The 22,853-nt window shown below is 47.2% G+C and carries 17 protein-coding genes and 3 pseudogenes; 13 read left to right on the top strand and 7 right to left on the bottom strand.

Annotation, left to right across the window (positions count from 1 at the left end; translation table 11 throughout):
* Positions 1–184 precede the first annotated feature (184 nt).
* Together NST83_RS04895 and NST83_RS04900 are read right to left on the bottom strand one after the other, a co-directional pair.
* The gene (locus NST83_RS04895; protein ID WP_342416786.1) at positions 185–1,135 is read right to left on the bottom strand and encodes an ABC transporter permease; all 951 of its coding nucleotides are present in this window, start codon (positions 1,133–1,135) and stop codon (positions 185–187) included.
* Between the two features lies 1 nt (position 1,136).
* Complete coding sequence (locus tag NST83_RS04900) at positions 1,137–2,063, bottom strand: ABC transporter permease (RefSeq protein WP_342416787.1); 927 nt, start codon at positions 2,061–2,063, stop codon at positions 1,137–1,139.
* Positions 2,064–2,419: 356 nt separating this feature from the next.
* On the opposite strand from NST83_RS04900, the gene NST83_RS04905 reads away from it, so the two are divergent.
* From NST83_RS04905 to NST83_RS04915, 3 genes are read left to right on the top strand one after another with little or no spacing between them, the layout of a single operon-like run.
* Positions 2,420–3,184 carry an amino acid ABC transporter substrate-binding protein gene (locus NST83_RS04905; RefSeq protein ID WP_342416788.1) on the top strand — a complete coding sequence of 255 codons (765 nt, stop codon included), beginning with the start codon at positions 2,420–2,422 and terminating at the stop codon, positions 3,182–3,184.
* A gap of 40 nt (positions 3,185–3,224) precedes the next feature.
* A complete protein-coding gene (locus tag NST83_RS04910; protein WP_137061678.1) occupies positions 3,225–3,884 on the top strand; it encodes an amino acid ABC transporter permease in 660 nt (219 codons plus the stop codon).
* A gap of 15 nt (positions 3,885–3,899) precedes the next feature.
* Positions 3,900–4,652 (top strand): amino acid ABC transporter ATP-binding protein, encoded by a 753-nt coding sequence (locus tag NST83_RS04915; protein ID WP_342416789.1) that lies wholly within the window; start codon positions 3,900–3,902, stop codon positions 4,650–4,652.
* 431 nt (positions 4,653–5,083) lie between these two features.
* On the opposite strand, the gene NST83_RS04920 is transcribed toward NST83_RS04915, so the two are convergent.
* On the bottom strand, positions 5,084–5,374 hold the full coding sequence (locus NST83_RS04920; protein ID WP_342416790.1) for a DUF6809 family protein: 291 nt from the start codon (positions 5,372–5,374) through the stop codon (positions 5,084–5,086).
* A 322-nt stretch (positions 5,375–5,696) separates the two neighbouring features.
* On the opposite strand from NST83_RS04920, the pseudogene NST83_RS04925 reads away from it, so the two are divergent.
* The 3 genes and pseudogenes from NST83_RS04925 to NST83_RS04935 all read left to right on the top strand — a co-directional run.
* Positions 5,697–5,861: pseudogene (locus NST83_RS04925) on the top strand (helix-turn-helix transcriptional regulator); the annotation flags it as partial.
* A 137-nt stretch (positions 5,862–5,998) separates the two neighbouring features.
* Entirely contained in the window at positions 5,999–6,424 is a 426-nt protein-coding gene (locus NST83_RS04930; RefSeq protein WP_342416791.1) for a MaoC family dehydratase, read from the top strand.
* Positions 6,425–6,620: 196 nt separating this feature from the next.
* Positions 6,621–6,965, top strand: coding sequence for an MmcQ/YjbR family DNA-binding protein (locus tag NST83_RS04935; protein WP_342416792.1), 345 nt, complete (start codon positions 6,621–6,623; stop codon positions 6,963–6,965).
* 138 nt (positions 6,966–7,103) lie between these two features.
* On the opposite strand, the pseudogene NST83_RS04940 reads toward NST83_RS04935, so the two are convergent.
* Positions 7,104–7,202 (bottom strand): annotated as a pseudogene (locus NST83_RS04940) (GNAT family N-acetyltransferase); the annotation flags it as partial.
* A gap of 168 nt (positions 7,203–7,370) precedes the next feature.
* Here NST83_RS04940 and NST83_RS04945 point away from each other — a divergent pair.
* The 3 genes from NST83_RS04945 (at position 7,371) to NST83_RS04955 (ending at position 9,804) form a co-directional block, all read left to right on the top strand.
* A complete protein-coding gene (locus NST83_RS04945) occupies positions 7,371–7,664 on the top strand; it encodes a helix-turn-helix transcriptional regulator (RefSeq protein WP_342416793.1) in 294 nt (97 codons plus the stop codon).
* 377 nt (positions 7,665–8,041) lie between these two features.
* The gene (locus tag NST83_RS04950) at positions 8,042–8,677 is read left to right on the top strand and encodes a glycoside hydrolase family 11 protein (RefSeq protein WP_342416794.1); all 636 of its coding nucleotides are present in this window, start codon (positions 8,042–8,044) and stop codon (positions 8,675–8,677) included.
* 287 nt (positions 8,678–8,964) lie between these two features.
* The gene (locus tag NST83_RS04955; protein ID WP_342416795.1) at positions 8,965–9,804 is read left to right on the top strand and encodes an SUMF1/EgtB/PvdO family nonheme iron enzyme; all 840 of its coding nucleotides are present in this window, start codon (positions 8,965–8,967) and stop codon (positions 9,802–9,804) included.
* Between the two features lie 121 nt (positions 9,805–9,925).
* Here NST83_RS04955 and map read toward each other — a convergent pair whose 3' ends face one another.
* From map to NST83_RS04970, 3 genes and pseudogenes are all read right to left on the bottom strand, one after another.
* Positions 9,926–10,672: a type I methionyl aminopeptidase gene (map, locus tag NST83_RS04960; RefSeq protein ID WP_342416796.1), complete on the bottom strand. Its 747-nt coding sequence runs from the start codon at positions 10,670–10,672 to the stop codon at positions 9,926–9,928.
* A gap of 7 nt (positions 10,673–10,679) precedes the next feature.
* Positions 10,680–11,264, bottom strand: coding sequence for a TetR/AcrR family transcriptional regulator (locus NST83_RS04965; protein ID WP_342416797.1), 585 nt, complete (start codon positions 11,262–11,264; stop codon positions 10,680–10,682).
* Positions 11,265–11,905: 641 nt separating this feature from the next.
* Positions 11,906–12,093, bottom strand: a pseudogene (locus NST83_RS04970) (GNAT family N-acetyltransferase); the annotation flags it as partial.
* Positions 12,094–12,596: 503 nt separating this feature from the next.
* Here NST83_RS04970 and NST83_RS04975 point away from each other — a divergent pair.
* From NST83_RS04975 to NST83_RS04990, 4 genes are all read left to right on the top strand, one after another.
* Positions 12,597–16,622, top strand: a complete 4,026-nt coding sequence (locus NST83_RS04975) for a DUF5695 domain-containing protein (protein ID WP_342416798.1) — start codon at positions 12,597–12,599, stop codon at positions 16,620–16,622.
* A gap of 114 nt (positions 16,623–16,736) precedes the next feature.
* Positions 16,737–18,035 carry an alpha-glucosidase/alpha-galactosidase gene (locus NST83_RS04980; RefSeq protein WP_342416799.1) on the top strand — a complete coding sequence of 433 codons (1,299 nt, stop codon included), beginning with the start codon at positions 16,737–16,739 and terminating at the stop codon, positions 18,033–18,035.
* Positions 18,036–18,680: 645 nt separating this feature from the next.
* Complete coding sequence (locus NST83_RS04985; RefSeq protein WP_342416800.1) at positions 18,681–19,619, top strand: copper amine oxidase N-terminal domain-containing protein; 939 nt, start codon at positions 18,681–18,683, stop codon at positions 19,617–19,619.
* 4 nt (positions 19,620–19,623) lie between these two features.
* Entirely contained in the window at positions 19,624–22,848 is a 3,225-nt protein-coding gene (locus NST83_RS04990) for a DUF5704 domain-containing protein (protein ID WP_342416801.1), read from the top strand.
* Positions 22,849–22,853: the final 5 nt, after the last annotated feature.

Below are 22,853 nucleotides of genomic sequence, written 5' to 3' on the forward strand. Positions count from 1 at the left end.
CATTTATGCAAAATGTTATTTCAAAAGATAAGTGCACCGTAACGGGATTTATTCAACCTCCTTTCCGGCAGGTATGCCGCGTGTGCGGAGCTCCATAAAGGAACTGCCGTTGGTTCTGCTGTTGGGCGAGAAATTGCGGATCATGCTAGACATCCCTCCTTGTTCCATTTGTACACCTCTGTTATTAATGCTGTGAACGCGGGTCAAGCGCATCCTGAAGCCCGTCTCCGAGCGTGTTGAACGCCAGCATGGTGAGCGAGATCATCAGTCCGGGGAAGAACAGGCGCCACCATTGTCCGCTTAAAATGACCCCGAGTGAATCGTTAGCCATCGTCCCCCAACTGGCGGAAGGAGATTGAATCCCCAGACCGAGAAAGCTCAGGAACGATTCAGCAAAAATAGCCGAGGGAATGGTGAACGTCAGATTCACGATAATGATCGCCGCTGCATTCGGCAGCAAATGCTTGAAAATAATGCGCGAATGGGAGGTTCCCAAACTACGGGCGGCTAACACATATTCCTGCTGCTTGAGTTGTAAAATTTGCCCCCGAACGACACGGGCCATACCCACCCATCCGGTGATGGATAGGGCAATAATCATCGTGAGCAGTCCCGGCTTCATAATGACCAGCAACAAAATGATGACCAGCAGATAAGGGATGCTGTACAAAATCTCAATAATACGCATCAGGATGCTGTCAATCCGGTCGCCCGTTTTGCCACGTCCTGCACAATACCCGGCTACACAGCCGACGAGGATGCCAAGCACCAAATCAATGGCGGCAGCGGCAAACCCGATCATCAGCGAGATTCTCGCCCCGGCCCAGGTCCGTGCCCATACGTCTCTTCCCAGATCATCCGTACCAAACCAATGCTCTCCCGAAGGAGGAAGGTTCGTCTTTAATAGGGATTGGTCACTGGGGGCATAAGGAACCATGGAAGGTCCGGCAACCGCCAGCGCGATAATAATGATAAGTAAGGAAAGTCCCAGAAGAGAGAGCTTGTTGTTAAAAAGTCTGCGAAGCCGATCCCGCCAGAGTGATTCCTTGGGTCTGGACAATGTAGGGGCGGGTAGCTGGCTGCGGTCAACGGGACTGAACAGGCTGTCCCTTTCGACAGTGGATGCTGCTTTCATGTTAATCTCCTTTGCTGACTAATTTGATTCGCGGATCGACTAGACGATAGGAAATATCAATTAAAAATAAGGTAACGACCAGAATGGCACTGTAAAAAATGGTTGTGCCCATAATGACCGGATAATCCCGGTTAAATATACTGTCTACAAAGTATTTACCGATGCCGGGAATGGCGAATATCTTTTCCACAACAAAGGTACCTGTAATAACGGAAGCGAACAGGGGGCCGATGAAGGACATCACGGGAATCAGTGCGTTGCGTAATCCATGACGGATGACTACGGCCCAAGAGGATAGCCCTTTCGCTTTGGCGGTGCGTATGTACTCCTGATGCATCACTTCCAGCATGCTTGTCCGCATGAAGCGGGCGATGACGGCGAGAGGTGAAACGGCCAGAGCCAACGATGGAAGCACCGTATGCTGCCAGGTTCCCCATGAGGCGACCGGGAGCAGATGCCATTTGACGGCCACATATTTGATTAACAGCGGTGCCAAGATGAAGCTGGGAACGGAAATACCAATGATAGCGATAAACATCGAAATATAATCCAATGGTCGATTATGATGTAAAGCAGCCAGCGTTCCGAGCGCAATACCCGCAATAATCGCAACCACGATGGATTGAATACCGAGCAATGCGGAAGGTGGAAAACCTCTGGCAATGAGCATGTTCACGTCCGTGGTTTTCGATTGAATAGATGGGCCCATATCCAGCACCAGCAAATTTTTTAAATACAACACATATTGCACGGCAAGCGGCTTGTCCAGATTGTACCTGGCGCGCATATTTTGCAGCACCGCATCTGGAATGGTTTTGGAATCGTTCGAGAACGGATCACCCGGTATGATGTGCATGATGATAAACGTTAAAGTGACGATAATCCACAACGTAACAAGCATCGTAAAAAGTCGTTTTAAAATGTACATAGGGCTTTATTACTCCTGTCTATGTCGAAAATAATGGTTATCTGTAGGCAATCGTCATTTTCAGGGCAGCTACGCTGCCGGTTTTCAGCTTTTTTTGAAATAAATAAAAGTACATAAGAATACTAGGAAATGATAGAACGGATAAGGTGACGTGTCAAGGTAAGGTTTTACATTATAGAACATTGGTCAAATTTTCGTCACAGGTTTTCCATTATTATAAGGCTAAGAATCCACTCCTTCCTCTCGACGAGTATCTTGCGGTATGTTATGATGATACTCTGATAACGTGTTAACGAACTAAAGCGTTTGCCGCCTGTCCTTTGGATAGGGAGGTTACCATTGCTGGAGGGAATAAAATGAAAAAAACAGCCATGCTCACAATGATGATTGGATTGATTATGATCGTTTTGGCCGGATGTTCCGGCGGTAAGGATAGCAGCAAGCTGATCATCGGAATTGATGATAAATTTGCACCGATGGGTTTTAGAGATGAAAATAACGAGCTGACCGGCTTTGATATTGATTATGCCAAAGCGGCTGCGGAGCAAATGGGCAAGCAAGTGGAATTCCAGCCCATTGACTGGTCTGCCAAAGAATCCGAGCTGAACAGCGGCCGTATTGATCTGATTTGGAATGGATATACGATTACGGATGAGCGCAAGGAAAAGGTGCTGTTTACGAAGCCGTATCTGAAAAATAGTCAGGTGATCGCGCTTCCGGCCAAATCCAAGCTCTCGAAGCTGGATGATCTGGCGGGCAAAAACGTAGGTCTTCAAACGTTGTCCTCGGCAGCCGATGCTCTAGATGCGAATCCGATCAAGAGCAAGGTGAAGGTGTCTGAGTATCCCGATAATGTGCTTGCGTTGACCGATCTGAAAACCGGACGTCTGGATGCGGTTGTCATTGACGAGGTGGTAGCCAAATACTATATGTCCAAAGAGCCAGGAACGTATAAACTGCTTGGTGAATCGCTGGCCCCTGAGGAGTACGGTATCGGCGTGAAAAAAGGGAACGACGAGTTGCTAACGCAGTTACAATCCGCTCTGGGTGAGCTGCACAAGAACGGCAAAGCCGCTGAAATTTCGAAAAAGTGGTTTGGTGAAGATAAAGTTTTGAATTAATACGTAGCGTATTGAACTAAGGGTTTAGGAGTCGAAGGTTATGAGTATGGATTATATTTTACGAATTATGAAGCCTATGCTCGAAGGGGCGCAGATGACGGTTATTTTATTTTTCGTCACCCTCATCTTGTCCATTCCGCTGGGTTTTATCGTTACGTTGCTGGCGAAAAGCCGGATTAAGCCTATTGCCTGGCTGATGCATACGTACATTTATGTCATACGGGGCACACCGCTTTTGCTGCAACTGCTGTTCTTTTGCTTTGGTCTGCCGATGCTGCCTGTGATCGGGGAGTATCTGGTGCTGGACCGGACAACGGCTGCGTTGTTGGCATTTGTGCTGAATTATGCGGCTTATTTTGCTGAAATTTTCAGAGGCGGGATGTTGTCGATTGATAAGGGACAATACGAAGCCTCACAAGTGCTGGGCCTGAGCAAGTCGCAGACGCTGATACGAGTTATTGTGCCGCAAATGGTACGGATTGCTTTGCCTGCGGTCACGAATGAGGCGACAACACTGGTCAAGGATACGGCTCTGCTATACGCGGTAGCTGTACCGGAACTACTACATTTTGCCAATACGGCTGTGAACCGTGATTTTACGATTGTGCCTTATTTTGTAGCGGCTATGATCTATTTGTTGTTGGCTTTGGTGCTGACGCTATTCTTTAGAGCGCTGGAAAAACGTTTTAAATTCGAGTAAAAGGAATGTCGGGATATGAACACTAACGCAATAGAAGTAATCGATTTGAAAAAATCGTTCGGTAAGCTCGACGTTCTGAAAAGAGTGAGCTTTAACGTCCAGGCGGGTGAGGTCGTTGCGGTCATCGGTCCTTCTGGCTCGGGGAAAAGCACCATGCTTCGCAGTCTGGTTCATCTGGAAGATGTGACGGGCGGGACGATCCGCATTCATGATAAAGCATTGGTGGAAAATGGTCAGTACGCCCCGGCAGGCGATATTAAAGGCATTACCACAGGGATGGGCATGGTATTCCAGCATTTTAATCTGTTCCCTCACTTGACGGTGCAGGATAATCTGGAGCTGGCTCCAAAGCTGGTGCAAAAAACGAGCAAGGCTGAGCTACGTCGTCAAAGCGCTGAGCTACTGGCTAAAGTCGGCTTGGCGGATAAAGCAGATGCATATCCATCCCGCCTGTCGGGTGGACAGAAGCAGCGCGTGGCGATTGCCCGGGCAATGATGATGAACCCTGACATTTTACTGTTCGACGAGCCGACCTCGGCCCTTGATCCCGAACTGACGGGCGAGGTGCTGCGAGTCATTAAAAAGCTGGCTGAGGAGCACATGACGATGGTCATCGTGACCCACGAAATGAACTTTGCGAGAGATGTGGCGGATCGTGTCATCTTTATGGACAACGGAGAGATTGCAGAGTCTGGTACGCCTGAGCAGATTTTTGGTAATCCGCAGTTGGAGCGGACGAAGATGTTTTTGAATCGGGTGGAGGCTTAAAAACATAGTTGTTTGTTTGGGTGTGTGTCGGGGAGGCGCTGCGCGTGCAGATTGTTCTTCCGATCGCTGTTATCCCCGGATTTTTTCCATTGAAGTAGGATCTAAAGGTGAAAATCCGGGGATAGCTTATGCTTACGATGCGAGCTTTCCTTCGGAAAGCTTTTAGCCGAACGCTTCGCTTCTCCAGAACAATTCTGCCCGCTCCGCTCACCGACCACCTGTGAAGGCAAAATGTTTTTAAGCAGGAAGTGTGAGTAAGAATAAGAGCAAGGGAGATGGCAAGCGCCATCTCCCTTTTGCAGTTGCAGGGGGGGGCTATAAACTGGGCTTAATGCTCCTATTTTTAAGCTGATAGCAGGCAAAAATGAAGTGATGGCAACGAATAGCATGTCAGTGTAAAAAGTAAAGCACTCTTTTCTCCATCATCTTTCTTATGGTTTATTACCAGCAACCCATTCTTTTTCCCCGCTAAATACCTCAATCATCGTCATTGCCCCCGTTCGGTACCCGTGGATGAACGCTGCTGCGGAGTGCAAGGAAGTTGACTCGCTTAATAAATCAAACATGACTTCAATTTGCTCAAAATCGACTGCTGGTAATTTATTTTTCAGCATCTCCATATATTCGCTAATTTTTTGATTCACTTTTTGAGACTCAGGGTCGGTTGACTTTATTTGTTCACTGGGACGCCAATTCCCATAATACAGATCCTCCAAAATCATTTTCATCAAGCCTCTCTATGAAAAGTTAAGTGTTTTGTCCTCACGTGAATCGAGAATTCCCTTATGCGCTGTTCATCCCCCAAGCACAGTTTACAGCATACGATGGATGTATATTGATATTTATGCGTTATTTGCATAAAGTTTTTTTATAAGCTGAGTTAAAAATGTACATGAGGCGCCACTATGCGGTCGGATGGTGCTTCCCATCGCTGTTGTGCCCGGATTTCTTAAATTAAGCAAGAAGGTTGAAATCCGGGCACAAAGGCGAACGCTATCGCTTGTACAGAACCATTCCGCCCACTTCGTTCTTGTTCAACTTGGTGCCGACTTCTTACAAATCTCACAAACAACCTATTCCCGATATGAAAATGGGAACCTGGACGTTCCAAGCGTTGTTTTGATCAAATTGGCGGATTTCCACAAGGTGAGTATCGACTTTATTCTTGATCAGACAGATAATCCTAAACGTACAGGTAAAAAGGCATAACATGCAAAGTAAAGCTCCCGTGATGATTCACAGGAGCTTTATTGCTGGAATTATTCATTATACGAACAGACAGATTAGCTTAATAAATGATATGCTTTAAAAAAGCAGATCATTTGACCAAGAGGAGAGGTACATTAATGCGGTACCATGAATTTTATATCGGACAACTATTTAGAACCAAGTCTTTAACATTAACAAAAGAGGATATTACCAGATTTGCAACGGAGTTTGACCCACAATATATGCATTTGGATGAAGATAAAGCAACGCAGGGAAGATTTAATGGAATCATAGCCTCAGGAATTCAAACGCTAGCAGTTTCATTTAAGCTTTGGGTTGAAACGGGTAGTTATGGTGATGATGTCATTGCTGGAACTGCTATGAACAATATTAGATTTATAAAACCCGTGTATCCGGGAGATGAATTACATACAATTGTGGAGGTAACTGCACTTAGAGAGAAACTAAATGAAACAGGAATAGTTACTGTTATGCTGACGACTTTCAATAACAAGGATGAGAAAGTATTTGAAGGTGAATTGTCCGTTTTAGTTAATAAATAAGGTGTATTCGGACAGTAAATATAGAATCCACAGAAGAGAGCCTCCTAATATTAAGTTGATTAGGGAACACCTGTTCTTCATAATGGTTTTAAGGTGAGGACTACCTGCTGATGGTAAACTAAATGTTTGATTCCACTTACGATGCGCTTTGAGCGCTAAAGGTTACTCTTGAAAATAGATTTATGGAGGAAGTTAGATGACTAAAGAGGAAATAATTAATTATTGTCTCACTTATCCCGACGTTTATAAAGACTACCCCTTTGATGAAAAATGGACTGTAATACGTCATAAGGATAATAAAAAAATATTTGCGATGATTTACAAGCATGATGGCCACCTTTGCATCAACCTCAAATGTGAGCCGAGCCGAGCCGATTTCCTGCGCAGCATATTTGAAGAAGTTAAGCCGGGATATCATATGAATAAAGTGCATTGGAATACCGTTTTTTTAGATGGTAACATGCAAGAGGATGATCTTTTTGATATGGTGAAACATAGCTTTCAATTGACGAAACCGAAGAAGAAGAAAGAAAAGACATAATTCCCCCATTTTCTTATCGTATATGCGTGAGAAACTATGTGTTTCAATACCATAATCACCTAATGTTATCCTTAATTAGTTGATGTGAGTACGTTCTACAAATGTTCAAATATCTTTTAAACCCCCTCGAAATGGTCATAAATTTCTCGGTTTCACAGTGTCCGTTTGTATGATCTGTTCGAACCCCGATGTATCTATAAATGCCTGCCCTTGCTCTCTATCTAAATTTTCTGTCTCCATCAAAGTGTTTGTCCTCACTTGAATCGAGAATTTCCTTATGCACTGTCATCACCCAAGCACAGTTTACAGCATGCGATGGAGGCATACTGATATTTATGCGTTATTTGCATAAAGTTTTTTATAAGCTGAGTTAAAAATGTACATGAGGCGCCACTATGCGGTCGGATGGTGCTTCCCATCGCTGTTGCGCCCGGATTTCTTAATCAAGCTAAGAAGGTTGAAATCCGGGCACAAAGGCGAACGCTATCGCTTGTACAGCACCATTCCGCCCACTTCGTTCTTGTTCAACTTGGTGCCGACTTCTTACAAGTCTCACAAACAACCTATTCCCGATATGAAAATGGGAACTTGGATGTTCCAAGTGTTGTCTTAATTAAGTTGGCAGATTTCCACAAGGTGAGTATCGACTTTATTCTTGATCAGACAGATAATCCTAAACGTACAGGTAAAAAGGCATAACATGCAAAGTAAAGCTCCCGTGATGATTCACAGGAGCTTTATCGCTGGAATTATTCATTAAGTCGTCCCATCTTAACTGTGTTGTGGTACTTACCGTCGACAGAATTTTGTTCTTTTTTAATATGCACACCTTCTTCCAACGTTACGAAACCCGATTACACTTCAACGGGTTCTATAAAATTCAAAGAAAGCTAAACATAATAGAGTTAAAGCTTTAATTTGCTAGGTTTTTATGTAAGCGTTATCATTCTATAATTTACTCAGAAAGGAGGTAAAAGTAAAAAACACGATATAGCACGGATAAGTGATGTACTGGAAAGAGAATCAACCAACAAGCAGGTGTATGGGACAAACACAAAAATTTTAGGAGGTAAAGTATGTTTAAGTTTAGTAAGAAAATGATGACGGTAGTTCTGGCAGCTTCCATGAGTTTTGGGTTATTTGCAACAACCTCAAGTGCAGCGACAGACTATTGGCAAAATTGGACCGATGGCGGCGGGACGGTCAATGCTGTTAATGGATCAGGCGGTAATTACAGCGTGACATGGCAAAATACCGGGAATTTTGTTGTCGGCAAAGGCTGGACTACCGGATCACCAAACAGGACGATTAACTACAATGCTGGCGTCTGGGCGCCGTCTGGCAATGGGTATTTGACTCTCTACGGGTGGACGAGAAACGCACTCATCGAATATTACGTCGTTGATAGCTGGGGGACTTATCGACCTACCGGAACGTATAAAGGTACAGTGACCAGTGATGGGGGCACATATGACATCTATACGACAATGCGATACAACGCACCTTCCATTGACGGCACACAAACGTTTGCTCAGTACTGGAGTGTTCGACAGTCGAAGAAAGCGACGGGGGCCAACTCCACCATCACTTTCAGCAACCACGTGAACGCATGGGCGAGCAAAGGAATGAATCTGGGAAGCAACTGGTCTTACCAGGTGTTAGCGACAGAGGGATATCAAAGTAGCGGGAAATCTGACGTGACGGTGTGGTAACCAATCAATTGCAAGCCTTTCAATGAACAGGCACGGTTGGGACCTCCTCATAGGATAAGCGGGTTTCGAGTTGTCTGATAGAGTTTAAACGAATCGGTCATGGAGAAAACTCGATCCCTAAAACATTGGAGACTGGTCAATGGCCGTTCCCCTCCAGTTCTATTTGTCAGTCCGGATATGTTGAAGGCCGTTTCTTGCCAGGCGAGCGGCCTTCAAACCTTACCGGAGGCGAGTTGCATGCTGTCATGGCTTATCATTTTTCCAATCAGCTTAAAGGAGATATATCAATGAGAAAGCTATTAATGTTTCTTTTAATAGCAACAATAGTTGTGATCAGCGCTTGTTCGCAGGATAAACCTGAAAAAAAGGATAACCTTGTATTCGTGGAAGGCGGGACTTTTAAGAACAACAAGTCCAATTATTCTGGAAAAAGCGTGACCCTGTCGAACTTTTATATCGGCAAATATGAGGTAACTCAAAAAGAGTGGGTTGAAGTCATGGGAAGTAATCCCTCACAATTCATAGGCGACAATTTGCCGGTAGAAATGGTGAGTTGGTATGACGTGGTGGAGTACTGTAACCAAAGAAGTATACAAGAGGGCTTAAAACCGTATTACAACATAGACAAGGATAAACAGGACGCGAATAATAAGAATGATAACGATAATATAAAATGGACAGTAACGATTAATGAGGGAGCTAACGGTTACCGATTGCCTACAGAAGCGGAGTGGGAATATGCTGCAGGCGGAGGTCAGGTGAGCAAGAATTACACATACAGCGGAAGCAACAATGCCGACGAAGTCGCATGGTATTGGAAAAACGCCGGAGACAAGTACTTATCTGGAGACTGGAACTGGCCTATCATAGAGAGCAACCATAATAAAACAAAATCGATCGGTACCCGGAAACCCAACGAGTTAGGAATTTACGATATGTCTGGCAACGTAAGGGAATGGTGCTGGGACTGGTATGGAGACTTGGATAGCCAAAGCGGTTCCTACCGGGTTGTGAAGGGTGGCGGTTGGATCGGCAACGTTAGCAACAACGAGATATCTTTCCAAGGCAAGTTCGATGCAAATGGCTTTGGTCCCGATCAAGGGTTTCGTATAGCTCGTAGAGAATAGTCTGAACAAGGACAACAAACGAAGGTTAAACTAACGGGCAGAATAACGCAATGGGACCGCAGTCTATGCCGAATACGAAAAAAAAGAAGTCGACCATCTCGTTGGTCGGCCTCTAATTATTCTATTGCGCGGTCAGGATTTGTGGACCTTCAGCCGTGATGGCGATCGTATGCTCGTATTGGGCGGCGAGCTTGCGGTCCAGCGTCCGCGCGGTCCAGCCATCCGGATCGATTGTCATGTAGTAGGTGCCTTCGGTGATCATGGGCTCGATCGTGAACACCATACCTTCCTTGATGCGGAGGCCTTTTCCGGGCTTGCCGACATGCATATAAGTCGGCTCCTCGTGCAGGTCCCGGCCGATGCCATGGGCGAGAAGGTCGCGCACGACGCCGAAGCCGTGCGATTCCGCATGCTGCTGAATCGCGCTCGTCACGTCGCCGAGCCGATTGCCGGGCTGCGCCTGCGCGATGCCGAGGTCAAGGCATTCCTTCGTGATGCGCATCAGCTTCTCGGCCGTCGGCGAGATCTTCCCGACCGCATAGCTCCAGGCCGAATCGCCGAGCCAGCCGTCGAGCTCCGCGACCGTGTCGATCGTCACGATATCGCCTTCCTCAAGTGGCTTATCGCTAGGAAAGCCATGCGCGATCACGTCGTTGACGGAGGCACAGGTCGCATATTGATAGCCCTTGTAGCCCTTCTCGTATGGCTTGGCGCCATGCTTCAAAATCATGTCTTCGAATATGCGCTCAATCTCGTTCGTCGTGATGCCCGGTTTGATGAGCGGGGCGATTGTACGATGGCATTCGGCCACCACTTGGCATGCCTTGCGGATGGCCTCGATTTCATGCTTGCTTTTTAAGATGACCATGTTCGTATCAGGACTCCTTCGTAATAGCTTGCATAGCGAGTTGAGCGATTCGATCGACGTCTAGGTCGGAATTGCCCGCATAATAGTGCAGCCCGCAGCAGCCGACCAGCACGGCAAGCATATGGTCGACGCTGTCGTCTTCGCACTGGGCGATCGATTGGAGTGGAACGTACAGCCGTTCCATGAATCGTCTCTTGGCGGGGTGTCGATCCTTCTCAGGCAAGCCTGTATAATGTTCCGCCGCCATTTTGTAGACGAGATATGTGCGGGTGTCCGACTGCCACAGCCGGAGCAGCGCCTTGCAATACGTCAATAGCTGCCTGTCTTCCGGGCGGCCGCCGCTGATGTTCGCCCATTCTGCCAGGACTTGCTCGCATCGCTCGAAGCCGCTGCCCAACACATCTTCTATTAATAAATGCCGGTTGGGGTAATAATGGTACACCGTGCCGTAACCGAGCCCGGCCTCGCGGGCGACGTCGCGAATATCAAAGCTGCCGCCCGTGAGAAAGTAGGCGCGCGAGGCGGCGTCCAGGATCTGCTCTCTGCGCTGCATGCGGATGAGCTCATTTTGTTCTTTGGTACGGGGGGACATGGGTGCGTGAACCTCCTTTTATAGACCTGCAAATTTGTCTATATAAATATAGTAACGCATGGGGCGGGGATATGCAAATTATCTGTTGGCGAAAGAAAATAAAGTTAATTAATTGAAATAAAGTTCTTTAGTGAACTGAACAAAGCCAGACCTCCATGCAGGTAGTTTCGGAGGCGGCAGCGATAAAGTGGCTGTCGTTTTCTCAACTAACGGGCAGATTAACTTAATAAATACATTGATACCGCAAACGAAAAAGAGGAGTAGATTTCCTTAAAGCATCTACTCCATACTTTTAACGGTTATTGTTAAATTGTTGGTTCTTTTGCAGGAGTAATGCCCTTATCCGCAATCTCTGAGATTATTCGTCCAACAATTCAAGAACTATAAAAATAGAAAAATCATGTGATGTGTTGATACTGCCCTAAAAATAGATTTTGGGGCAGTATTTATATTTGTAGGGTTTACATGCCTCTTGCTATTGCTATGGGATAGACGTGGTGGTCTGGAAATTTTCGAAGTTCAGTTACAGTTAGTAGAGCTTTTTTATTGTCTACAAAATGGGGCTTGACCAATACCAAGCATGCCCCTTTGGAACCAGCCCAGTCGATAGATGCTTTTAGCAGACTTTTCACCATACCCTATCCCAAAAATTCTTTACATACGCAGACTCCAAATTCTACTTTATGAGCGAATCTATTTAAATAAATACCTTCGCATCTTGAAAACCCCATGATTCGATCACCCACTACAGCAACTAATAATAAATTTCTTGGTTTTACAGTCGCATCTTTGTGATTGCCGATCTAACGGTATAATTTAGCCCATTCACATAAAATTATTGCTTGTTAATGATCATGATATACTCCATTCCTTTTGAGTTGATGTGTTCGACTTGTTCTGTAAAAATCAAGAAAAGGCAAGCCCTCTTGCCGCTCCGCGCTTGCAGTCCCCTTGCCGCCCCAATTCCCTAAAAAGGGCGATGACTTTACGGCGGTTGGTTAGCGGAGCGGGCAGAATTGTTCTGAAGAAGCGGAGCGTTCGCCTTTATCCCCGGATTTTACCCTCTAATCTCCTATTCATAGAAATCCGGGGGTAACAGCGATCGGAAGAACAATCTGCACGCGTAGCGCTCGCTACCCACCGCCGTAACTCATCCCACTTTAGGTTGAAATCCTATATAAATCGGTTGAAAATGTTGATTTTACCAATGGACAAGTGTTTGTACAATGGAGTTGTAGCGCTTACATTTCCAAGGAGGTTGCGGCGAAATGAAGAGAGTTCAGGTGATTGGCAAGCAAATCAGGACCCCAAGATCCAAAAGGAGGCGTGTTGATGAAATTTAAAGGAATATTGGCGGCATTTTTGTTTTTAACCGCGGCGTCTGTACTATTTGGGACGCATACGGCGGAGGCCTATGAACTATCCAATGACAAGCTGACGATTCAGACAGGCGAGCATGGCGAAATTTCATCCATTCGTATCAAGGGAGATGCTTTCCCGACAGAGTACGTGATGAACGCAACGGTAACACCCGAGCAGAATACAGCAGATCATCAATGGCTCGGTGAACTGATGTTCACGTACCGATTGGACGAAGGCAACTGGACCAAGGCATGGACGAACAAGTCGGCAGACGCGCGCAAAATCACGACCAGTGGCAACCGCGTCACCGTCACGTATGAGAACTCAAGCAACGCAGAAGGCATACGCAATTTTAAAGTCATCGAAACGTATTCGGCGGAGTCGAACGGTTCGGTGTTGTGGAATATACAGGTCCAGAATACGAGTGGCAAAAAATTGGAGATTGGCGATTTCGGTTTGCCGCTGCCTTTCAATGAGCAGTGGACCAACGGTGATGCGATTTACGAAACGAGAGTCGTGACGCATTCCTTTGTTGGCAACAACAGCTCCTATATTACGGCTGGACGTCCCAGCGGCATTGGTTCTTCACTGCTGCTGATACCTGATTCCTCGACAGGTGCAGGCTTTGAGTATCAGGACCGTTGGCGGGATGAGGAGCATCCGGGCAGCAAATGGGCCTGGAATCCGGCAAATGAAGGCAAATGGGTGGAAGGACTGAATGTATTTTATATTCATTCCAATGTAATCAAGTCCACCAATCGGGGATATTTGCCCAACACAAGCCTGATCCTGAATCCCGGTCAAAGCCGGAATTATGGCTTCAAGTTTCTGGCGGTGAAGGATGAGCATGATGTAAAGGATACGTTGTATCAAGAAAACCTGGTGGATACAACGGTTGTACCGGGCATGATCGTGCCTACGAATCAGAAGGCAAAAGTGGACCTGCGCACCAAGCAGGCGATCAGCAAGGTAACCTATCCAGATGGAACCGTCATCCCGCAGACGGACAGCAAGACTGGAGGGCACAACATTTATGAGTTGAAATTTACGAAATTGGGTCCAAACTTCATCACGGTGGAGTATGGAAACGGCAACAAGACGGTTTTACAGTTCTATGCCATCGAGCCCATTGATTTGGCGCTGCAACGGCACGCTACGTTTATGGTAGATAAAACCCAGTGGAATGTACCGGGTGATCTGCGCGACAAGGTCTTTGACGATTGGATGATGCATACCAAATCCAAGCGTAACATTTTCAACGGATACTGGGGCTGGGGGGATGATTGGGGTCTGACGCACGGACAGTTCTTGGCTGAGAAAAATGCACTGTCTCCCGTCGCCAAAGAGGTGCGGGCAGTAGACGATTATCTGGAGACGGCGATCTGGACGAATCTGATGAACGGTCATCATGAGGATTATCTGATCCATGATTTCCTGATGCCGGAGCCGAATGATACACCAACCTATCGGGGGTACGCATACCCGCATGTGTACAACACCTATTTCAGCATGTACAAGATTGCGAAGGAATACCCGGATCTTGTGACTTACAAGCATCCGAAGGAAACGTATTTGCTGCGGGGGTATAACATTTTCAAAGCATTGTATGAAGGGCCGGTCGCTTACAACTGGGAAACGGGCTTGATGGGCGAACTGACCACACCGGATATTATTCAGGCACTTCATGATGAAGGCTATGATGATGAGGCGAACGATCTTAGGGAAAAAATGGATCGCAAATATAACAATTTTAAAAATACAAAATATCCTTACGGCTCCGAATACAGCTACGATAACACTGGGGAAGAGGCCGTATATACGTTAGCCAAGCAGAATATAGATACAGAAGGCGAGCAAAGCAAAGCGCTGGAAATGATGAGTAAAATCAATGCCAAAACCCGCGCAGCACGCGGACATATGCCAGTATGGTACTACTATACCGATCCGGTGACAATTACCGGGGAGAACTGGTTCAACTTCCAGTACACGACTTCGCTTGCGGGCTATGCGATGGACGACTGGATACGGCATCATGAGGACAATCAACGTGAGGAACAGCAACGTCTGTCCTATGCAGCTAAAATCGCCAATGTCGGAGCGATTAATTCCGGGCAAATCAGCTCCGACCCTGACAACATCGGGGCAGTCGCATGGACGTATCAGGCGGAAAAAGGCAACCAGGGAACGAATGGCACTGGAGGCGGTAAAAATGTTCCGCTCTTTAACGGCTGGCGCGGTATGAGCGGCGAGGCCGATCTTGGACTGTTCGGTGCACTCAAAACGCTAAGTGCCGACATTGCAGTAGATCCGATCTTCGGATTGACGGGCTATGGTGCAGAGGTAAGCAAAAGCGGCAATGTGTATACCATTAAGCCGCTGGACGGCCTGTTCAAGCGGGTCAATCTGATCACGGAAAAGCTGTATATCGAGCTGGACAGGGACCAATACACAGAAGCCAAGCTGGCAACAGCCAAGGATTATGTATGGCTCCAACTGAAAAATCAGACACCTGGTCAAGCACATTCCACGTACGTTACGTTCGATGGCTTGAAGAAGGGAACGTATTTGGTTAAAGTAGGTGGTCAATCGCAAGGTAAATTTAATGCGTATGCACCTACCAACAAGCTGAAATTGGACATTGGCACAGCCTCTTCCTATACGGTGGAGCTGACACCAACGACGCCTGATCCGAATAAGGCGCCTGCCGTAGATGCGGGTAAAGCGTCCAAGGTGAAGCTGCCGGATCCAATTATTTTGAAAGGTACGGCTGAGGATGATGGACTTCCGAAAGGAAAGGTTACAAGCGAGTGGAGTCTGGTTGAAGGACCACAGAATGCCAAGATCACATTCAGCAGTAAAACATCGCTGCGCACGAAGGTGGACGTTTCCGAGCCGGGAACGTATATATTCAAGCTGACAGCCAGCGATTCGCTGTTGTCTGCAGAGGCCAGAGTGAGCGTGATCGTAGAACCGGCGGCTCCGTTACTTGAACAGCTTGCGTTGTATAAGTTTGACGAAACCAGCGGTTCAGTCGCTACGGATTCGTCGGACAGTCACAATGATGCTGTCGTGAAGGGTACGGCTGCATGGGCTGCAGGGAAAAAAGGCAATGCCGTCAGCCTCAATGGCAAGGACAGCTATGTGCAGCTTCCAGCGGGCATTGTGAGCCGGGCACAGCAGTTGACCGTATCCGGCTGGGTTAAAGCGAACAGCCTGAGCGATTATGTACGGATTTTTGATTTCGGCTCCGGGACGAATGAATATATGTTCCTGACCCCTAAAGCAGGGGACCGGATGCTATTTGCCATTACGAATCAAGGTAACGGGCAAGGACAGGAACAGACGATTGATGCCCCTGTACTGCCGACAGGTGTATGGAAGCATGTTGCGGTCACGCTTTCGGGCTCCACGGGAATTTTGTATGTGGATGGCAAAGAAGTGGGACGCAATACCAGCCTGACCTTGAATCCTACCAGTCTGGGCCAGACCAAAAATAATTTTATCGGCAAGTCCCAGTACCCTGATCCGTATTTCAATGGTCTGGTGGATGAATTCCGCATCTACAGCCGTGCTTTGAATGCATCCGAGGTGGCGGGGCTGGCCTCTGGCACAGCACAAAGTCTGACGACGGCCGAGAAAATCACGGCTATAAAAGAAGTAAACGTGACGACTCGTGCAGGTGAAAAACCCGAATTGCCGAGCGTGGTGGAAGCTACGTATGGAGAAGGCTCCACTACATGGGTAGCTGTAGAGTGGGAAAATATTAATCCTGCACAATATGCTACTCCGGGTTCATTTGAATTGAAGGGCAATGTAGAAGGAACAGAATTGAAGGCGATTGCCAAGGTGACCGTGATCGAAGCGGGGGCCCCTGTCAACTCCGGTACTCCGGAAACGCCAACAACTTCGGTTAACTCCGTAACACCTGAAACACCTGCTCCTGTCAGCTCTGCTAAACCAGCAGGAGGTTCACGATCTGGAGTAAATAATGAATAGCCATGGGTAACCTTTCCCACCGTCACTTTCTTCCTGCAAAGGGGAGAGTGGCGGTGGGTATCCTTGCATTTGGAGTACAAAGCTGCGAATACGAATGGGAATGGGGGAAAAGGCATGAGCAAGATTACGTTTCTAGGTGCAGGCAGCACGGTATTTGCCAAAAATGTGCTTGGTGATTGTATGCTGACACCTGCTTTGCAGGGCTTTGAGCTGGCGTTGTTCGATATTGATCCCGGAAGGCTAAAGGATTCGGAACATATTTTATCCAATTTGAAAAAAACAACAGGGAGCACCTGTGTGATTCGCTCCTACACAGACCGCAAGGAAGCGCTGCGTGGAGCTACCTATGTGGTAAATGCTATTCAGGTTGGCGGCTATGATCCATGCACGATTACGGATTTTGAAATTCCCAAAACATACGGTCTGCGCCAAACGATTGCTGATACGGTCGGGATTGGTGGGATTTTCCGCAACTTACGGACGATTCCGGTGATGCTCGATTTTGCCGCAGATGTGCGTGAGGTATGCCCGGATGCATGGTTTCTCAATTACACCAACCCGATGGCTGTACTGACGAATGTGATGAACGTACACGGCGGCGTCCGTACGGTGGGGCTGTGTCATAGCGTGCAGGCGTGTATACCAGAGCTGTTCAAAAGCCTCGGGCTGGAGCAGGAAGGCGTAAAGGCGAAAATCGCAGGCATCAATCATATGGCGTGGCTGCTCGAAGTGAGCAAGGACGGCGAGGATGTATATCCCGAGATTAAAAAAAGGGCTGCCGCCAAGCAGCAGGAAAAGCATAACGACATGGTACGCTTTGAGATGATGCTGAAATTCGGCTATTACATTACGGAATCGTCCGAGCATAATGCGGAGTATCATCCGTATTTTATCAAACGGGCATATCCCGAGCTAATCGAACGGTTCAATATTCCTTTGGATGAGTACCCGCGTCGCTGCGTGAGCCAGATTGAACGATGGGAAACGATGCGCGGGGAGCTTTTGAGCAATCAGGATCTTCGCCATGAAAGGTCGCATGAATATGCTTCGTATATTTTGGAGGCTATCGAAACAGATCGGCCTTTTGCCATTGGCGGCAACGTGATGAACACGGGTTTAATTACCAATCTGCCGAAGGAAGCATGTGTGGAGGTGCCTTGTCTGGTGAATCGCAACGGGGTGACGCCGACCTATGTCGGAGATTTGCCGCCCCAATGTGCTGCGCTGAACCGGACGAATATCAATACACAATTGCTGACGATTGAAGCTGCGATCACCGGGAAAAAAGAGCATATTTATCATGCCGCACTGCTGGACCCGCACACGTCAGCCGAGCTGTCCATGGATGAGATTGTTTCTCTGTGTGATGACCTGATTGCGGCGCACGGAGAGTGGCTTCCAGCCTATGTGTAAAGGAGGCAGATGAATGGGAGGCCGTGATCGTCAAAAGTTTACCACGTAAATGCCGCCATTCCGGCTGCATATTTGGAGGGCAAGGATAAAGCGACAGTAACCTTCAAAGCCAAGCCGGGGCAGCGCATCCTCAGATTGTTTGGGCTGAGGATGGTTAACCAGGGCGTGTATGAACAGCTATATCAGGCTGGCAGCTTAGGTTTGCATGAATGATCTTTGAGATGTTTCGTAAGAAAAAGTAACGTTTGATTTTTAGTCAGTTATGATTTATGATGTAAGAAATATTGGATGATGCTGGAACAAGCATTAGGGTATGAACTGATATATTCATCGTTTTTTGCGCGTGAAGCACACGGGCTGTTTCTTCCTTAACAGGGGAGAGGCAGCCCTTTTTTGTTGAGATTTTGGGGAAAGGCAATAACCCGAACGAGCTAGTCTTCTGAATATTAGGGCAATAAAACTTTGGTCAATGTAGTCTGGCTTTTTTTTAGAATGCTTTATATTAGAAGTTTTCTTATAGATTTTGTGATAGAGAAAACATATAATATATAAGTTGTATCCAGTATTTTCCGAAAGTGGGGATGCGATAGGCTTGTGGGATTTGGCTTGATATACATAGTTTAAGTAGACAAAGGGGATCGAGAGATGAGTATGAAAAAATGGATGTTGAGTCTGACCGTAGTCGTGCTGCTATGGGGAGGAACATTTCCGACAGCGGGAGCAGCAAGCAGTTCCAAACCGATTGAAGTCTTATTGAATGCGAAAAAAATTCAGTTCCCGGATGCTAAACCTTTTCAGGATGAGAACGATTATGTGATGGTTCCCATTCGTTTCGTATCCGAAGCACTGGGAGCCAAGGTAGGCTGGGAGAAAACAGGCGGTCAGTTGGCTGTGTCGATTAAGAATGATGCCCATGTGGTCAACATGACGGTTGGACAGAACACAGCTACTGTGGATGGACAGACTAAAACGTATGAAACGAAGATTATTTTGAAGCAGAACCGTACTTTTGTACCTTTACGGCTAGTAAGTGAAGGCTTGGGACAGACGGTGGAATGGGATAAGGTTAGCCGCTGGGTTTGGATTGGGAAGAAGGATATTGCCGCGCTGGAGGATACGGGGCATCAGGCGGTGAGCATTGAGCCGTATAAAAAATTATTTGCTAAAGACCAAAATTTGCTTAAAAATCGAAAAGGTCAGGAATATACCAAAACTATGATTTTTAAGTACACTGACCTTCCCATCAAATTACTGCGTGATGTTTATTCAGTTGAGCCTTACACATCCTCGCAGGGAATTCCATATTTGAAAGTCAGAATTAAAACTGCTTCTACAGCAAGCCCATTGTTCTATGTTACTAAGGACAATGACACAAGATACCGTTATCCTATGGACCAACTAACCCAAGATAACGGGGATGGAACGAAGATGATTTTTTATAAAATTTATTCTTCGGCTGACGAAATATACTACGGAATTAAGGACTACAAATTATTTAAACTTCAAGACGTTCAATACATTGGGTTCTACGGCGGTTCCATGGATTACATACCATTAATGATTAATCCGTGGAAGGGAAATTAACCATATGAAGAATACGAAACGTATTCTGGCCGTATTGCTGGTGGGGGTACTGCTCTTGTTGCAGCTCCCACCTTTTTCTTTTCCTGCCGATAAGGCGGCAGCCGATACGGAAATCACACCGCTGTCTTACTATGCAGACAAGAATGAACGCTACTTTGTCGGCATGATGTACTTTGACATGTGGAAGAACACCGCAGGGACTTGGGTTACCGATGGCGGCAAGCAGCCCAATAAGAACATGCAGGGTATGGCAAAATTCACTTATAAATTTCAGTTTCCCGGTCGGAAAATTAAAAATGTTGAGGCTAGACTGTACACACAAACTGACAATGTTGAATATTTCGAAAATTCCCGGCCAGATAAATATGAGGACTATCAGAACTCAATAAGTGGTGGTTCTAAAGGGGGGACTAAAGATTCGGATATTCAACCTCCTCAATACAAGGGATTGGGAACAGACACTGCTGTAATCCCAATTTCAGTAAATATACGGCTAAATGCTTATAATCCTAAAGATATAAAGCTGGAGAGCTGCCCTACCTGTGCCAAAGAAGTCGAAGCCTGGCGTATCTACCAGCCCATACTCTTCAAAATCGAACTGGATAGCGGACTCATCGTCAAGCATTTTACTACTGATGGAAAATCTCTTAACAACGTATTTACACCAATAGAAGATGAGCTGAAACCTGATCAATTGTATGATTTCACTCCGCCAACCGATCCCAGATATGAGTATGTTGGCTACAAGAAAAGTACCACGGGTAATCCGCCGAGCGGAGATATTTTGCCGGGAAATGTACCCGGATTTACCTATAACGGCTCCTTCGAGCGATTTACAGCTTACTTATATTATAAGGAGCTAGAGGCGATAGAGCAGCTCCCGACAGGAGTCACCTGCACTCGACCTGCGCCTAGCGGTAGCCAGTCGGATAAATACCTCGATCCAATGGCTTCAGGTGTTATTAAAGCCGATCAGCGAGGCGCGTCACGCTTTGATGTAGCCAAGGGCATTCCAACCTCCGAAAGCCTGTATGGAAACGTGCTGGCCCGAAATTACCTGTTCCAGAATACCTTCCAACAGCTCAAAGGCGAGTGCACCTACAACGTCAAGCTGAAGCGCACTTATGATCTGGAATGGGAAGATATCAACGATACCCGGCATATGAAGGTCGTGGAGTATTACAAATACGAAATTGTAAAACCGTACTCTTACTGGACGATCGACAACCTCGAAGTGTACGGCATCAAGCACGCGCAGCTACACAACTATGCATTGCCGGGAGGCAGTATTACGATTCCGCCGAAGGACTATACTCCTCCTGCTATAGAGTCCGCGACCAACGGAAAATACTATCCTGCTCCCTCACCGGGCATTATTGATGGGGGTTCACTTTATATCTATGGCGGCAAGAGTATGCCGAAGGTGCCCAATGAACAAAGGTCACTGGAGCCTGTGGCCCAGAAAGCTACACCGGACGTAGAGGTGGAGAACGATACCGTGAAATTCAACGGCCAGACGATCATGGACCATCAGCGTGTCAAGGAAAACGGCCCGACTCCTGGCAAAATCCCTGAACCCGTAAAAATCGGGCCGGATACCCTGTACAGCCCGGGCCACGTAATTGAAAAGTACAAGACAAATAAGCCCAATACGCCTAGTAGCGGTGATATCACCTATACCATTCTCAAAGGAAATATCAATGGCGGTGCAGATAAGACTTTGCCGATCCAAGGGATCAACACCGTGACCGTCCATACGCCCGTGGTGAATCTTTCAAGTGTGTCAGACGATGCGACCCACAACCAGAAAACCCAACCGACGAAAGGCCGATCGGCGCTCATCCTGGAACGCCCCTTCCGCGTGACGATTTCGACGGCGGGCCCGCATTTGAATATTCCCGGCTATGGTGATCGGGAGTATGCCAAATATGTACGAACCAAGCAGGTACGATTTCCGTTTGATGTGTACGATAAGGGGAAAACTCAGTTCTATCCGCGTGGAACCTGGATCGACATTCCGGTAAGGCAACTGGACACAGACTTCTATTTGCCCGTATGGGTGGATGAAGGGAATTATACCGTCGAGTTTCGGACTATTGCGGAAAACGCACCGGACGGGTTCACTGAGCAGCGTCATGCCAATACGGATATCGCGCATCATGTCGCCAATGATGTGGTAGAGATCGAGGTCATCGGACGGATGTATGATTTTCATATCACGGATATTGCCGACTACCATTGGGAGCGGGTATTCCGACAGCGCAAAGGAAGTCCGGTGCATAGCGGACTGTCCTATTGGACGGGACTAGGGAACATCGACGGACTGCCAAGGGGGAATCAGGAGCCGTTTACCTTGCCTGTCCGCCCTGGCAGTCATCCGCATGAAGGCTACCAAAATGTGGCGATCAAGACAGGCTACCACTTCAAGTTTGACCTCAAAACCAAAGGAAATATGTTCAGCTCCAAGGATGGTATTCGCATCACGCCATCATTTTATTGGGTGAGCAAGGATGGTCGCCAGCGAGAAGAGGTGGAGCTGTATACACATGCGGGAAGCCGCAAGTTTATCCGATTGGGATCGGCGGAGGATCGGGAGAAGCGATATGTCATTTTAAATGAGCGGCTACGCAATGTACCGACGGAGGAAATGCAGGATACAGCAGCCTACCAATACAAGCATGAGCTGAGTGAAGCACAGCGGAGCCAGTCGACGCTGGAACGCTATGTTTCCCTGTATGCCCAGCGTATCACGCATAGCAAGACGTGGATCGGCCGCTACGATTGGCTGGTGCTGCCTGCGGCGGTGCGTACCTTGATCGGTCCCAAGACGGACCTGCCGGATGGAGTCGATGTCGACCGTGCCAATGCGTCGATTCAGCGCTGGTATGGCGAATATAGCCTGCCTGCTGATGTGTACGTGGTCCCTAAAGGGACGGATTTACGTGAAGAAAGCCGTCGCCGGGAGCTAAACGAACATGCGAGCATATTCAAGAAAACGGGCTATATCGTGGTTCGATTCAATTTGGAGTCGCTCCGTCAGGGGGATACCGAGCATCCACATTTGCAGTATATTAACGGCCCGTTGCTGAACCAGTGGCAACTGGAAGGCTACCGGAGAGAAGTAAAAAATCCGTACGGGCAACCCTTTCATTTGCAGGATGGGGATGTCGTGTTTTATCATGCAGATCAGTCGAGCCGGGATGATTTCAGCTCCTTTGTTCCACATTAAGACCC

The organism is Paenibacillus sp. FSL R10-2782 (assembly GCF_038592985.1).
In the GTDB taxonomy this organism is placed as follows: Bacteria; Bacillota; Bacilli; order Paenibacillales; family Paenibacillaceae; genus Paenibacillus; species Paenibacillus terrae_C.

Coding starts and splice junctions, on each gene's coding strand:
- NST83_RS04895 (WP_342416786.1), bottom strand. CDS start 1,135: ATGAAAGCAGCATCCACTGTCGAAAGGGACAGCCTGTTCAGTCCCGTT.
- NST83_RS04900 (WP_342416787.1), bottom strand. CDS start 2,063: ATGTACATTTTAAAACGACTTTTTACGATGCTTGTTACGTTGTGGATT.
- NST83_RS04905 (WP_342416788.1), top strand. CDS start 2,420: ATGAAAAAAACAGCCATGCTCACAATGATGATTGGATTGATTATGATC.
- NST83_RS04910 (WP_137061678.1), top strand. CDS start 3,225: ATGAGTATGGATTATATTTTACGAATTATGAAGCCTATGCTCGAAGGG.
- NST83_RS04915 (WP_342416789.1), top strand. CDS start 3,900: ATGAACACTAACGCAATAGAAGTAATCGATTTGAAAAAATCGTTCGGT.
- NST83_RS04920 (WP_342416790.1), bottom strand. CDS start 5,374: ATGATTTTGGAGGATCTGTATTATGGGAATTGGCGTCCCAGTGAACAA.
- NST83_RS04930 (WP_342416791.1), top strand. CDS start 5,999: ATGCGGTACCATGAATTTTATATCGGACAACTATTTAGAACCAAGTCT.
- NST83_RS04935 (WP_342416792.1), top strand. CDS start 6,621: ATGACTAAAGAGGAAATAATTAATTATTGTCTCACTTATCCCGACGTT.
- NST83_RS04945 (WP_342416793.1), top strand. CDS start 7,371: ATGGTGCTTCCCATCGCTGTTGCGCCCGGATTTCTTAATCAAGCTAAG.
- NST83_RS04950 (WP_342416794.1), top strand. CDS start 8,042: ATGTTTAAGTTTAGTAAGAAAATGATGACGGTAGTTCTGGCAGCTTCC.
- NST83_RS04955 (WP_342416795.1), top strand. CDS start 8,965: ATGAGAAAGCTATTAATGTTTCTTTTAATAGCAACAATAGTTGTGATC.
- map (WP_342416796.1), bottom strand. CDS start 10,672: ATGGTCATCTTAAAAAGCAAGCATGAAATCGAGGCCATCCGCAAGGCA.
- NST83_RS04965 (WP_342416797.1), bottom strand. CDS start 11,264: ATGTCCCCCCGTACCAAAGAACAAAATGAGCTCATCCGCATGCAGCGC.
- NST83_RS04975 (WP_342416798.1), top strand. CDS start 12,597: ATGAAATTTAAAGGAATATTGGCGGCATTTTTGTTTTTAACCGCGGCG.
- NST83_RS04980 (WP_342416799.1), top strand. CDS start 16,737: ATGAGCAAGATTACGTTTCTAGGTGCAGGCAGCACGGTATTTGCCAAA.
- NST83_RS04985 (WP_342416800.1), top strand. CDS start 18,681: ATGAGTATGAAAAAATGGATGTTGAGTCTGACCGTAGTCGTGCTGCTA.
- NST83_RS04990 (WP_342416801.1), top strand. CDS start 19,624: ATGAAGAATACGAAACGTATTCTGGCCGTATTGCTGGTGGGGGTACTG.